This is a genomic window from Planococcus liqunii, assembly GCF_030413595.1.
GTDB lineage: Bacteria > Bacillota > Bacilli > Bacillales_A > Planococcaceae > Planococcus > Planococcus liqunii.
In genome coordinates, this window is sequence record NZ_CP129238.1 from 2,974,033 (window position 1) to 2,986,920 (window position 12,888).

General features: G+C 32.8%; 11 protein-coding genes. All 11 read right to left on the bottom strand.

All coding sequences use genetic code 11. The features are described 5' to 3' along the window. Nucleotides 1–40: 40 nt before the first annotated feature. Nucleotides 41–1,111 carry a glycosyltransferase family 4 protein gene (locus QWY22_RS14875; RefSeq protein ID WP_300981610.1) on the bottom strand — a complete coding sequence of 357 codons (1,071 nt, stop codon included), beginning with the start codon at nucleotides 1,109–1,111 and terminating at the stop codon, nucleotides 41–43. After that, nucleotides 1,095–2,318, bottom strand: a complete 1,224-nt coding sequence (locus QWY22_RS14880) for an O-antigen ligase family protein (RefSeq protein ID WP_300981611.1) — start codon at nucleotides 2,316–2,318, stop codon at nucleotides 1,095–1,097. The genes QWY22_RS14875 and QWY22_RS14880 overlap by 17 nt, the downstream gene beginning before the upstream one ends. Beyond that, nucleotides 2,308–3,237, bottom strand: a complete 930-nt coding sequence (locus QWY22_RS14885; RefSeq protein WP_300981612.1) for a glycosyltransferase family 2 protein — start codon at nucleotides 3,235–3,237, stop codon at nucleotides 2,308–2,310. Before QWY22_RS14885 ends, QWY22_RS14880 begins: the two co-directional genes overlap by 11 nt. Further along, on the bottom strand, nucleotides 3,206–4,039 hold the full coding sequence (locus tag QWY22_RS14890) for a glycosyltransferase (protein ID WP_300981613.1): 834 nt from the start codon (nucleotides 4,037–4,039) through the stop codon (nucleotides 3,206–3,208). Before QWY22_RS14890 ends, QWY22_RS14885 begins: the two co-directional genes overlap by 32 nt. A gap of 410 nt (nucleotides 4,040–4,449) precedes the next feature. After that, on the bottom strand, nucleotides 4,450–5,616 hold the full coding sequence (locus QWY22_RS14895; protein WP_300981614.1) for a nucleotide sugar dehydrogenase: 1,167 nt from the start codon (nucleotides 5,614–5,616) through the stop codon (nucleotides 4,450–4,452). Nucleotides 5,617–5,806: 190 nt separating this feature from the next. Then, entirely contained in the window at nucleotides 5,807–6,574 is a 768-nt protein-coding gene (locus QWY22_RS14900; RefSeq protein ID WP_300981615.1) for a glycosyltransferase family 2 protein, read from the bottom strand. Between the two features lie 95 nt (nucleotides 6,575–6,669). Beyond that, nucleotides 6,670–7,590, bottom strand: coding sequence for a branched-chain amino acid transaminase (locus QWY22_RS14905; RefSeq protein WP_300981616.1), 921 nt, complete (start codon nucleotides 7,588–7,590; stop codon nucleotides 6,670–6,672). A 53-nt stretch (nucleotides 7,591–7,643) separates the two neighbouring features. Further along, a complete protein-coding gene (locus QWY22_RS14910) occupies nucleotides 7,644–8,345 on the bottom strand; it encodes a sugar transferase (protein ID WP_300981617.1) in 702 nt (233 codons plus the stop codon). A gap of 23 nt (nucleotides 8,346–8,368) precedes the next feature. Then, the gene (locus QWY22_RS14915; RefSeq protein ID WP_300981618.1) at nucleotides 8,369–9,610 is read right to left on the bottom strand and encodes a type III PLP-dependent enzyme domain-containing protein; all 1,242 of its coding nucleotides are present in this window, start codon (nucleotides 9,608–9,610) and stop codon (nucleotides 8,369–8,371) included. Between the two features lie 31 nt (nucleotides 9,611–9,641). Next, nucleotides 9,642–10,472, bottom strand: coding sequence for an aldolase/citrate lyase family protein (locus tag QWY22_RS14920; protein ID WP_300981619.1), 831 nt, complete (start codon nucleotides 10,470–10,472; stop codon nucleotides 9,642–9,644). A 317-nt stretch (nucleotides 10,473–10,789) separates the two neighbouring features. Continuing rightward, nucleotides 10,790–12,634, bottom strand: coding sequence for a nucleoside-diphosphate sugar epimerase/dehydratase (locus QWY22_RS14925; RefSeq protein WP_300981620.1), 1,845 nt, complete (start codon nucleotides 12,632–12,634; stop codon nucleotides 10,790–10,792). Nucleotides 12,635–12,888 lie beyond the last annotated feature (254 nt).

Sequence of the window (12,888 nt, forward strand, 5' to 3'; positions counted from 1 at the left end):
TTCCCTATGTTACCCTTTGTACTTTCTTATTTCAGTAAAATTAATCATTTAATTCTATTACTTCTCCATTCTTTACTTGTTCCTGGTGAGAGAATGACAGTACTTTTTCATAGATGTCTATATGCATTTGCATGATAACCTTTGGAGAAAAAATTTTCTCGAATTGCCCTCTTACTTCTTCTCTATTTAACTTTTCTTCATAAGCCGCTACTAAAGAATTTCTTATTTCTTTAATATTTCGCGGATCAATTTGTTTGCAATACTTTTCTATCCCAGTTTCCAATATAGGCAAATCTTTTGCTATCACTAAGTTAGCTCCTGCCATACCTCCTTCAATAGCAACTGTTCCCATTGTTTCTTGAAATGAAGGCATGACCACTACCTTAGCACTACAAAAAGCAGAAGATAGCAATGGATCAGAGGCGTCCAACCAACCTAAGAAATGCATGTTGTCCGTTGCCTCTTTTTTACATTCCTCATAATAGTTCTGATTATTATGATCTTCTCCTCCAATAAAAACTATTGGAATATCTGACCCCTTCATTGCCTTAATTACGTTTAGTTGATTTTTATTTTGATCAAACCGAGCAACTTGAAGAATAAAATCTTTCTTTGATGAAATTCGTTGTTGAATAAGTGAGGGATCAGCATCTTTTGCATTGACTAACGGAATGTCCGGAATAACGGATATTTTTTTTCTATCTACTTTGTAAACCTTAGCAATGAACTCGGCTTCTTTTTTTGTTTCTGTAATAACTGCATCTGCTAATCCAAGCATTTCTTTATATTTACTGTATCCTGTATGAATCGGTAACAACTTGGTTAACCATAAATTTGCAGAAATAATCCATTTTTTGTCCACTTGTAAAATAGTAGAAATGATAATAGGAACTCTACTACTTTTAGCAGTGGCTGCCAAAGCATAATTTTCCTCAGATAGGCGAAAAATATGAAGCACATCATAGTTTGTTAATTTATCTTCCCATTTATTAAAAAAATCAATAGTTATATTTTTTTGCTGTAATCCTTCATATAATAATTTAATTTTGGCATTAACGCCTCCGGCTACGTTTTGCTTTACAGTACTATAGCTTTCAAACAGAATTTTCAAAGGCTTTCTTTCCTTTCTTTCTATCGTTGCTTCGGAAGTAGACTACTCTACTATCATTCCAAACTATTGATAGGTACTTTATTCCAAAAAAGAGAAAAAGCCAGAACCAAGGTTCCTTTAAATAAATTGAACTGAAAATCAACTTTGGAAAACTTGAAGAGATAAAGAGGATTCCTATAATCTTGTTATAGCCAGTCGAATGGAATAGAATTTTCCATAAAGAGCGAGTAATCAACAAGATAAAAAAGAGCAAACCTATAAAACCATATTGGATTAAAACATCTAGAAAAAAATTATGAGTATAATCCTGCGAACGAGAAACATTATTATAGGCACCGGTACCAAATCCGATTAGCGGACGTTCCGTAATCATTTGATAAGCATCTTGCCATATCATGTCTCTTCCAGACAAGATGGAAATCGAAGATCCCGACAATGCTTCCTTTACAGATTGTAAAGAGTAACTATAATATCCTCGCTTAGTTGTAAATTCTATCAATACATCAATAATCTTCATCATATTAAAGGAAACGAAAAGGACAGCAAGTCCTGAGTAAAAATACAAAAGAATAACTTTAAGATCTTTTTTATTCATCAAAATATTCATAAGTAATATAAAACAAACAACTGATAAAACAGCACCCTTATTAGCGAAAACTATAATTAGGATAAAACAACAAACCTCTAATATTAGCACCCATCTAATTTTAAAAAAGCGCCGTCCAATATATAATCCGAAGTATGCAGGCATAGCCATTCCGTACCCATATGACATATAATCGCCAAAAATAGAATACTCATTAAAAGGGTCTAAACCATACGCAATAAAAATGATGATTGAAAAATTAACATAGTATTTCAGCATCTTTTCATGGTCTTTTACTTGAGCATAAAGCAGAATCGGAATGACTCCAAAAATAGCAAAGTCATATATAACTAAAAAAATAAATGTATTGTGTCTTAATATTATATCCAGCATAAAAATTAGCATCATCGTACTGACAAAAGGAATCCACTTGAATACTTTGCTATTATCTATTCTCCAAAAAAGGTTATATATGATCGATAAGCATACGATGATTAAAGTTACAATAAACAGGATGATGGTGCTGTAATCTTGAAAAACCCCAAGAACTGGTTTCAATAATGTGAAACTCCATAAATAAAATATAAGTAAAAATTCATTTATATTTTTTTTAATCTCCACGATGAGCAACACTTCCTAATAAAAATCTTATATAGGAAAAGAAATATTGAATAATTTTGCGAGTAAAATTCATAGGACTCCAGAAAACGAAACGCATGTATACTTTCATCGCTTTTGTTACATAGCCTTTACTAATATGATCCCAAAAAACAGGTACATAATGTTTTGTGTAAAGTTCTTTCTTAAATCCAGGGGTTTTAAAGTCAATTTCTTTTATAATTTGCTCGAATTGATTAAAAAATTTAAGCTTTAATTCTTCTAGCTCATTACCATGCAAATGATTTTCTCCTTCATTGACGCCAGTTACAACAAGACATTCCTGATTCCTTCCTAACTTGAATACTTTAAGAAATCTTAATAAAAATTCGTAATCTTGATGTCTTCTATAAGATTCTGTGAATCCATTTATTGCTTGAATAGCATCTTTGTAAAACATAAGAGTAGAGGTGGTTGGCGAGAATTCCATTAATAATATAGCCTTTGACAAGTCTCCTTCCTGCGGAGGAGGAACTTCTTTTCCTCTAGTAATTCTTCCACAGCACACTCCTTGTATAGTTGGGTTCTCCATCAAATAGTAGACATCTTTTTCAATCTTTTCTGGTAAATAATAATCGTCATCGTCCAAATAACTGATAATAGTACCGCGGCTATTCTTGACTCCGGTATTTCTGGCTGCTGCTCCATTTTTATTTTTATTATGCTTTACATAAACCACATTCTCGTTAAGCGTATATTGAGACATTAATTGTTCTGTTTCTAACCGAGCTTCTGTACTTGGATTGTTATCATCAACTACTACAACCTCAATATGTGGATAGGTTTGAGATAACGCTGATTCAATGGACCGTTTTAATTTTTCTGGCCTTCCATAGGTTGGAATTACAATACTAACTAGGACATTGTTTATTGGTACTTCCATCTTTACCACCTCCTAAATAATCGTTTCTTCCCTTCCACATCTCTTGAACTGCTTGAAAGAATGTAAAGGTTGAACTGTATAAACGATATTTCCTAATGGCAAACTGCAAAATAAGCAGCCATGAATACTTATTACTTAGGGCTGTAAATATAGCTCCACGATCATAAAAGAATTTTTTATCAAAACCATTAAACCAAGTAGAGGCTCCACTAAAATCAACAGTTAGTAAATAAGACGGATCAAAGTGTATAGCGAGATTTTTCTTCAAGCACTCAAATAAGAAGAGATGTTCTTCTCCGGACTTGTATAACAATGAACCAGAACCGAAATCTTCATTAAATTTGATGCCATGTTGTTTAATAGATTTACGCCTGAAAGTAATTTGACAAGAACTTACTCGCAACGCATTTAAATACCCTAACTTTTTTTTCTTTGCAAAGAAACTTTTTTCCGATTGACCTTTCGAGTGATACGCAAAAACTACAACATCTGCCTCGGGATTGTCTCGGTAGGCCTTCTCGATCATTCCATTGCTTTCTTCATTATAAAAAAAATCGTCGTCGCAAATAACGCATATATCACCTAGAGCATTTTCGATAGCTAAATTGCGGCTTTTACTTAATCCTCTTTCCTGAGTTGAAATTCTTCTGAGTGTGCAATCATCCATCTGAATCTCTGATTTCTCTTCATAATCGGTTTGATTTATGAGAAGGGCATCTGATTTAATATTCGACTTTTTAACAATAGAAAAATCTTTTTGATTCATTGCTGAGATAAGAAATTCTACTTTCAATTTATCCATCAAATTATCATCCCCTTCTTAAAACCTATTTGATTTTTGAATTACAAGCGATAAAATTTATCGACTTTCGACCTAACTTTTTAATTCTGTAAAGTTTCTACAACTTCTTAAAATGTTAAAGAGCAATAGTTAAGATAGAGTTAAGAACAAAGCAAAGATATAATTTATTTAAATTGCTTTAAATATGAGCATTTTATAGGAATATTTATTTAAATCCTCATTTTAAAAACTAAAAATTCAGATAATTAAAGTGATAATAATAGTATTGTTATATCTCATTAGCTTAAAACTTTTTCAACATGTTTTTGCTTTGGAATACAGGCTTTGGAAATTGCGCTTAGTTGACTATTTCGTACCAAGTTTCCTAGCATCAATAGTCATCACAAGTTTAGTTTACTCTTCCCTTGGTTTTAATCCCTGCTAAATAAATCTCTTGTATAAATTTTATCTTTTACTTCAAGCAAATCATCTGATATCCGATTTGCGACAATGACATCGGAAATTTTTTTAAACTCATTAAAATCCCTGATTACTTTAGAATTAAAGAATGTATTTTCATCAAGAGTTGGCTCATAAACAATTACTTCAATTCCTTTTGCCTTTAAGCGTTTCATTACTCCTTGAATAGCAGACTGTCTGAAATTGTCTGAATCCATTTTCATGGTAAGTCGATAGATTCCAATTGTATTAGGGTTTAGCTTGCTAATCATATCAGCGATATGATCTTTTCTCGTTCTGTTTGCATCTACTATTGCTGTCATAATATTGTTGGGGACATTTTCGTAATTAGCCAATAGTTGTTTAGTATCTTTGGGTAAGCAGTATCCTCCGTAGCCAAAAGAAGGATTATTGTAATGATTACCTATTCTAGGATCCAAACCTATACCATCAATTATTTGTTTAGTATTTAAACCTCTAATTTCTGCATAAGAATCTAGTTCATTAAAAAATGCGATTCTCATCGCCAAGTAAGTATTTGCAAATAATTTAATAGCCTCCGCTTCGGTTGAACTTGTAAATAGTACATCAATGTTTTCTTTAATTGCACCTTTCACTAATAAATCAGCGAAAATTTTAGCCCTCATAGACTGTTCTCCTACAACAATTCTTGAAGGATACAAATTATCATATAATGCCTTGCCTTCTCTTAAAAATTCTGGAGAAAATATAATATTTTCTGTGCTAAATTTTTCTCGTGCTTCCTCGGTAAAACCTACTGGAACTGTTGATTTAATAATCATTAGCGCATATGGATTAATAGATAAGACTTCAGCGATGACAGATTCAACTGTTTTTGTATTAAAATAATTTTTTTCGGGATCATAATTAGTAGGGGTTGAAATGATTATATAATCGGCCTCTTGGAACGCTTTTCGATTATCGGTTGTTGCAGTTAAATTCAATTCTTTTGTGGTTAAGAATTCTTCAATCTCCGTATCTATGATTGGAGATTTCCTATCGTTAATTATATCTACTTTTTCTTGAATAATATCAAGAGCAATTACTTCATTATGTTGAGCTAACAAGACTGCATTAGATAAACCCACATATCCTGTTCCTACTATTGTTATTTTCATAGTTTACCTCATCCTCAGATTTTCATTAAAAGAATAAACAAAACTAAATGACAAATATATATCAATATTTAGCGTCTTTTCTTATTACGAAAAATAATACATGGTGATGACAGTGTATTTTTTTCATTATATAGGCGATTTTCATTAGTTTTTCTTTATCTCTAACGGTAAGTAACATTGAATAAATTAATCATAAATAGTGTTTTTTTATCGCATTAATAGTGAAAAACATTGTATTAAAAAAAGCGTGAAAAGTATTTATTTTTTCATATTTTCTTTGTATAGACCAAACCTGTTGTATGCTTTTTAGTTTATTTTTAGAAAGTGAATTGCTACTTTTTCTATATTGTACGAATGCTTCATTGATTCCATATGCTATAGTTCCGTTATTCATTAACTTTAACCAGGTAGCGTAGTCTTGGCCGGATCTTATTATCGGCATTTTAAAATCCCCTACGATGTTTCTATCAATAACAACCGAAGAAGTGGCAATCATTGTATTTTTCAATAGGAAATTATAATCTACTTTCTCCAGTACTCTTCTTTTATCTTTGATTAAAATATTTTCTTCATTAATCATTTCTATTGCTGTATAACAAATTCCAGCATTTTCTTTTGTCATAAGTTCTAACTGCTTGCTAATTTTTTCTGGATACCATATATCATCGCTGTCTAAGAAAGCAATATATCTTCCCTTTGCTATCTCAAGCGCTTTATTTCTTGCAACAGCTGCGCCAGAATTACTTTGAAGGCGCAAGTAAACAATATTGTCATTATTCTCCATATAATTTTCTATTATTTGTTTTGAATTATCAGCAGAAAAATCATCTACTAAGATTATCTCAATATGTTTATAATCTTGATTATTTACAGAGTCTAAGGATTTAATGATAAACTTTTCTGAGTTGTAAATCGGTATGACTACTGACACTAACTCATTGGTGAAATTTTTGGCCAATTCCCCCACACTCCTCTGACTACACTCAAATGTTTAAGAATTTAATATTAGTTTTGTATAATGAATATAATTCATACTTAAATTCTTATAAAACTTTAATAAATAGGGGTTAACCACTTAGAATATGCTTCAATTTCACCAGATACCACTTTTAGATAAATTTCTTTTATTGCTTCAGTAATACTACCTGGAAGCTCATTCCCTATACTTATTTTATCGACACTTAAAACTGGCGTAACCTCCATAGCTGATCCACATAAGAATGCTTCATCGCACATGTACAATTCTGTTCTATCAATGTCTCTTTCTACTACTTTGATATTCAGATCATTCCTAGCTAGCTCAATAATTGTAAATCTTGTTATACTCTCTAATATCGAGGCAGTAATTGGGGGAGTAATTAGTACACCGTCTCGAATAATAAATAAACATGATCCTGGTCCTTCTGCTACCTTTCCTTGATTGTTCATAAGTAGTGCAGAATCATAACCATTTTCAATTGCTTCCATTTGAGCCATTCTACTATTGATATAATTTGCTCCTACTTTCACTTTTGGAGATATATTTTTATCACTAATTCGTTCCCAAGAACTTATACAACATTTCAATCCTGTTTTTGAGGAATTTAGCATACGGCTCTTTGGAATAGGTGCGATAAACATATTTACTGGTCCCGTCGAATTCCATGATCCAAATCCGTCTATAAATACAGTCTGCCTTACCGCAATATCTTCTTTATACTCATTTGCTTTAATAACCTCTATTAAAGCTGATTCCAATTCTTCAATGGAATACTTGTCCTCCATTCGGAACATCTTCATAGAATTTTTCAATCTTCTATAATGTTCAGGTAAACGAAATGCATATAATTGCTGCATCTCTTCATTCCAATAACATCTAATACCTTCAAACACATTGGCACCAAATTGCGCTGTTGGAGATAAAACATTTACAGTAGCATCCTCAATATGCATTACTTTCCCACCGAGCCATAAAAATCTATTTTTATTGGTCATTTCGTTTCCCCCAAAGATATTCGACATCTTTTTCTAGTTGATTTTGAAAGTTATTAAACTGTTTTATGTTTGTTTCTTTCTAATGAACGAGCTTTTATTTCTACCGCTTCTTGAGCTTTTGATGCTATTTCCTCTTCAGGAACAGAAGCGCTTTCCTCATCTTTGATTTCGTATATGTTCTTCATCACAAAAATATTCTGTATAGTCAGAATAATTATCTTGATATCTATTAAAATACCATACTTCTTAAATAAATCGATATAACGATTGTCAAAATTAATTTTTTCATCCCATTCTAATTCGTTTCTTCCACTTACTTGAGCTAATCCTGTGATTCCAGGCAAAACATTAAATCTATTTTTATAATGCCCATTTAAATCTTCATAATTTCCAAGTTCATATGATACTGGAGGTCTGGGGCCGACTACCGACATATCTCCTTTTAACACATTGAATAGTTGAGGAAGTTCATCTAAGCTTGTGCGCCTCAAGAAATTGCCAACTTTGGTCACTCTAAAGTCATTATGATAATTAAATAAACCTGTGCCCATACTTTCAGCATTTTCAACCATCGTTCTAAATTTATACATAGTAAACAATGCACCCTTTTTAGATAACCTACCTTGTTTAAAGATTACAGATCCTTTTGTATCTAATTTTATAGCTATGGGTATTATTATAAAAAAAGGTAAGAGTACAATTATGCCTACAGATGAAATTACAATATCCATTAACCTCTTTAGTAAGAATTTCAAAACTATTCCTCCGTTAAAGTAGTTTAGAATTCATAAGTTCTAAAGACATCATCAAATGTTTCTCTGTGTTTAATTATCTCTATAGAATTGGTCTCTTCGTTATAATCTACTACAGCGAAATTAGGTAAAATAAAAGGAGGCTTTAACACTACCGAATAAGATCCAACATTCTCAAAAACCATATAATCTCCTACAGACATTTCACCAGTATACCCTCTATAAAGGTAGTCAGATTCTATACATGTGTAGCCGCCTAAATCTATGTCTTCATACATCCGTAATTTATCTTCATTTTCAACATTATGATATGCTTTTACAGGTGGATTTTTTTTATTAAGCGTCGGATTAATGTTATAGATACTCCCAGCTAATGTTGCCATTTTTTTGCCTCTTATATCTTTGATATTGATAACCTTTGCCGCAAATTTCATAGCATCTCCCACCAAAGCACTTCCGGGTTCAATAATTAATTTAGGCTGCTTAGAAAATTCCATGTCTTCGAAGAAATCCCTAAACTGGGTTGCTACGACCTCGGCATAATCTTCATAAGAAGGAATATCAAAGTCAAACTGCTCTTTTAATGATGGAGCCATCTTACCAAATAGCCCTCCACCCACGCTTATAAATTTAGGTGGCTCATTAAAGTACTTACTAATCAAGTTAAGCATTCTCTCAGGTCTACCTGTCCACGTTTCTATATATCTGGAGGCAAAGTGGCAATGTAACCCCGTTAGTTCAATATTATTGATGTCGTTAATTAAATTAATTACATCAACAAAATCTTCGGATTCAACATCAAAACCGAACCTGGATTTCACCCCATCATTAATGTCGAAGTTGCATCTAAGACCAACAGAAAGTAGATTCTCTGGATATTTAGAGGCTATAATTTTAATGATTTCCAGTTCATAATGAGAATCTACGTTTACTATTCCACCATCTAGCAATAATTTCTCAACAGCACTTGGATTCTTATACGGACCGTTATAATAAATATTTTGTGATTCTACCCCTATCTTCAAAGCAATTTGATACTCCATATCAGAAACCACTTCTGCAAAGCCACCATTTTCATTTACTATCTTACATAATTTGGGTATATAATTTGTTTTGTATGAATAAGCAATATAGGTATTAGAATAAATATCTCTAAAAGCTTTTTGTAACTCTTTATAATTTTGTTCAAATTTTTTCGAGTCCAGTAAATAAAATGAATCACCATGTATATCACTAATTTCTTTTAATCTTTCAAAATCAATAATCATATATTTCTATCCGCCTCCTCTTTGCATAAAGTTAAAAATTACTAGAAACTGGATTTATAATACTTGAAATTTTTTCATTAATAATATTTTTATTAATAATAAAATATGAATCCGACTGACCTTCAAGAGTCGTTTCAAAATTTCTAATCTCGTTAATTCCAGAGTGAAACAAATCGTTAACATGACCTAAATGATAATCAATGGTGCTATTGCAAAAGCTTCTAGAAAGTATAACCATACTTGATCCTAGACGATAATGTTCTGTTATTATATTTTCAGCTGGAAGAACTTTATGTCCAATCCTTGCAATGCCTCCGAACCCATAAATAATGCCTTTTCCTTTTATCTTATTGCATAGAAACTCTACAGTTCCGTTTGCTAAAAGTTCAAACATGAATTTCATACCATAGCCTAAATGGAGATCATTTAATCCGATGTGAATATAATCAATACCTTCAATATTTAAAATTGAATCAATATTTTCCACAGCTTCTACTGTTTCTAACAGCAGACAAGTCTTTACTCTACCATCAATATAGTCGATAAAAGTTTGAACCTCTTCAGGTGTTTTGAAGAATGGCAGCATTATTATATCGGCGCCTTCTTTTATGACTTTGTTAATCTCTTCTTCTGACTCTTCATATATTGGATTAACCCTAACCAATACTTCCGACTTGTTTAGAATTTGCTTAATTCTTTTTATGTCATGTATGTTATGCCGAGAAATAACTGAATTTAAATGTCCTTGTCTTTCTTCTTTCCCATTAACTTCAAGATCAATAAAAATCCATTCAACACCGTTATTTTCGGCTATTTTCGCTATTTTTTCTTCATTGGTAATGTACATTAACTTTAATGTCAATAGGAACCCTCCTTTCTCGTTACTCACAAAATAGAGACCACATAATTCTCATGATTAATTTAAGCATTTCCTCCTGAATTTTTTGTGAGCTTAAATTTTTGACTAATTAGAAGTAAAAGGCCGTATAGCTTTCAATCAACTTATTTTATAAGTCTGGTAATACATTGAGGTTAATTTTTAAAAATGTATTCCAGTTTAGTTCAATGCTCTTAATGCACACTTCACCTCTACGCCCCTATCACCCATATGTAGCATTGCAAAATAAATGTTTCCAAGCATTACATAATTCACCTTGCCTTTTTCTCTACGCATATTTTTTAACTTGAGCTCGTCCTTATTAACTTCTCAGGTTCAACTTCAGCATTCTTCCGATTAGCTAGCCCAATTAAAAATCTTTTGACTTCTTCACTATCCATTTCCGGAAACTTTTCTATCAGCAGCAGCAGTTCCAATTCAGCAGATGGATTTGCTTTTCCTATATAAATTTTCGGAAATATCGTCTCACTTTGGATTTCATCTTCATTCAACAGCTCTTCATACAGTTTCTCACCCGGACGCATTCCTATTTCTTTAATTGGAATATCTAATTCGGTATAACCGGACAATCGGATTAAATTGCGTGCCAAGTCGACAATTTTTACCGGTTCCCCCATATCAAGCACAAATACCTCCCCGCCTTCTGCCAATGTCCCTGCTTGAATTACAAGCCGAGAAGCTTCCGGTATCGTCATAAAATATCTTGTCATTCTGGAATCAGTAATCGTAATCGGTCCTCCAGCAGCAATCTGCTTTTTAAATAATGGAATAACACTTCCTCGTGATCCGAGCACATTACCAAACCTCACTGCTGCAAACTTCGTCTCGCTACGTTTTGCTAGATTCTGTACCAGCATTTCCGCAAAACGTTTAGTTGCTCCCATAACGTTTGGCGGGTTGACCGCTTTATCGGTAGAAACTAGTACGAAATTCTTTACGCCACTAACATGGGCTGCATCTGCAACGTTCTTTGTGCCAAAGATATTATTTTTGACTGCTTCCATTGGATTGTCTTCCATTAAAGGTACGTGCTTATGCGCCGCTGCGTGATAGACAACATCCGGTTTATAAGTTTCCATGATTGCAAAGATTCTCTCCCTGTCCTGAACATCTGCAATAATTGGGATAATTTCAATATTAGGTGTTATGTTATTCTGCAATTCCATGTCAATTGAGTAAATCGAATTTTCTCCATGACCGAGAAGCAAAAGTTTTTTTGGATAAAAGGACACTATCTGACGTGAAATTTCGGAACCTATTGAACCGCCTGCACCTGTAACTAAAATTGTCTTGCCAGTCAATTGATCGGCAATTATATCCATATCAAGCTGAACTTCATCACGTCCGAGAAGATCTTCGATTTTCACATCATGGATATCGGTTACAGACACTTTCCCAGTTAAGATGTCTTCTATCGCAGGGATAGTCTGTGTGTGGATGCCAGTATCAATGCAGTGCTTCATGAGATCTGTATTTTCCTGACGGCTCAAAGAAGGAGTTGCGACGATAATACGTTCAATTTCATTGTCTCTAACTATTTCTTTAATGGACTCAAATCCTGCATTTGCCACTCGAATACCATAGATTTCATATCCTTGTTTTTTTGTATCATTATCTATATAAAGTACTGGGATAAGGCCGTTTTCCGGATTGTCCAGCAATTGCTTCGCAACCATTCTGCCTGCCTGTCCTGCACCGATAATAATTGCCGGTTTTAAATCAAGCGATTTTATATGTGGTGTAGAATTAAGAAAGATGCGCCAAGACAACCGTGATCCACCAATTAACAGAAGATGCAGCATCCATGTGATGCTGAGTGTACGCAGCAGTGCATCACCAAGTAAGAGATATTGTACTAGTCCGACAGCTACAATTGAGAAGCTTACCGCCTTGAGTATCAGTAGTAATTCAAAAATCGTTGCAAACTCCCATACTTTCCTATACAAACCGAAATGAGTAGCAAATGCGTGATGCGCAATAAAGATTGTTAACGCGCTGGCAATCAAGAAATTGTTCTCTAAAGGATTGGACACGGGATGAATTACGAAGTATCCGATAAAAATAGAAAAGAATACAATTAGAGAATCTACTAATGCAAGTATGGAAGTTCTGCTTTTTAAAGTCATATCATCATTCCTTTCTATGCGAAATGATATTTTTCTGAAGAAACCAAAATATATAATAAATTAAGCTAATGGTAACACCCCTTTTTTACCATGTCACTAAAAAGTTATCTAAAAATTCTCTAAATTTAAACAATTGTACCTAAGGCACGACATTATTCTAAAATTTAGGAGTTCTAAACTGAATAAATACTACTATCTTTAGAAATAATACTTTCAGCTGTAAAATCATTTGTAATTTTTCTACAAAATTTTAT

What these genes read in the sequence shown, in the direction of transcription:
- QWY22_RS14885 (WP_300981612.1), bottom strand. Translation starts at nt 3,237, where the DNA reads ATGGAAGTACCAATAAACAATGTCCTAGTTAGTATTGTAATTCCAACC.
- QWY22_RS14890 (WP_300981613.1), bottom strand. Translation starts at nt 4,039, where the DNA reads ATGGATAAATTGAAAGTAGAATTTCTTATCTCAGCAATGAATCAAAAA.
- QWY22_RS14895 (WP_300981614.1), bottom strand. Translation starts at nt 5,616, where the DNA reads ATGAAAATAACAATAGTAGGAACAGGATATGTGGGTTTATCTAATGCA.
- QWY22_RS14905 (WP_300981616.1), bottom strand. Translation starts at nt 7,590, where the DNA reads ATGACCAATAAAAATAGATTTTTATGGCTCGGTGGGAAAGTAATGCAT.
- QWY22_RS14915 (WP_300981618.1), bottom strand. Translation starts at nt 9,610, where the DNA reads ATGATTATTGATTTTGAAAGATTAAAAGAAATTAGTGATATACATGGT.
- QWY22_RS14925 (WP_300981620.1), bottom strand. Translation starts at nt 12,634, where the DNA reads ATGACTTTAAAAAGCAGAACTTCCATACTTGCATTAGTAGATTCTCTA.